The 880-nt window shown below is 65.1% G+C and carries 1 protein-coding gene; it reads left to right on the top strand.

The features are described 5' to 3' along the window. Positions 1-846, top strand: an 846-nt coding sequence (locus HC022_RS27700; protein WP_167454511.1) for an NAD(P)-binding domain-containing protein, incomplete at its 5' end; no start/stop codon positions are given. Between the last annotated feature and the right edge of the window lie 34 nt (positions 847-880).

Genomic DNA, 880 nt, shown 5'->3' with positions numbered 1-880 from the left:
TCCTCGCAGCACCCCGGCCCCGATGCCTATGCCGGCAAGAAGGTGGTCGTGGTGGGGTCGAACAACTCGGCCCACGACATCTGCGCCGCGCTCTGGGAGCATGACGCCGACGTCACCATGCTGCAGCGCTCCTCCACCCATATCGTGCGGTCCGACACGCTGATGGATATCGGCCTTGGCGCGCTCTACTCCGAGAAGGCGGTGCAGAGCGGCATGACCACCGAGAAGGCGGATCTCGTCTTCGCCTCGCTGCCCTACAAGATCATGCACGAGTTCCAGATCCCGCTCTATGACCAGATGAAGGAGGTCGACAAGACGTTCTACGACGGGCTCGAGAAGGCCGGGTTCTGGCTCGACTGGGGCGACGACGGCTCGGGGCTGTTCATGAAGTACCTGCGCCGCGGATCGGGCTACTACATCGACGTGGGCGCGAGCCAGCTGATCATCGACGGCGAGGTCAAACTGAAGCGCGGTCAGGTCGAGGCGCTGGACGAAACCGGCGTGATCCTGAGCGACGGCACCCATCTCGACGCGGATCTCGTGGTCTACGCCACCGGCTACAACTCGATGAACGGCTGGGTGGCCGATCTCATGGGGCAGGAGATGGCCGACAAGGTGGGCAAGGTCTGGGGTCTCGGCTCGGACACCACCAAGGACCCCGGCCCTTGGGAAGGCGAGCAGCGCAACATGTGGAAGCCGACCCAGCAGGAGAACCTGTGGTTCCACGGCGGCAACCTGCACCAGTCGCGGCACTACTCGTCCTACCTGGCGCTGCAGCTCAAGGCCCGGATGGAGGGCCTGCCGACACCGGTCTACGGCAAGCAGGAGGTGCATCACCTCGGCTGAGCCGACCGGTCTCTCCCGGGCGCCACGGTTCGTG

The organism is Salipiger sp. HF18, assembly GCF_011806505.1.
GTDB classification, from domain to species: domain Bacteria; phylum Pseudomonadota; class Alphaproteobacteria; order Rhodobacterales; family Rhodobacteraceae; genus Salipiger; species Salipiger thiooxidans.
This window is presented reverse-complemented; position numbering and strand designations above follow the sequence as displayed.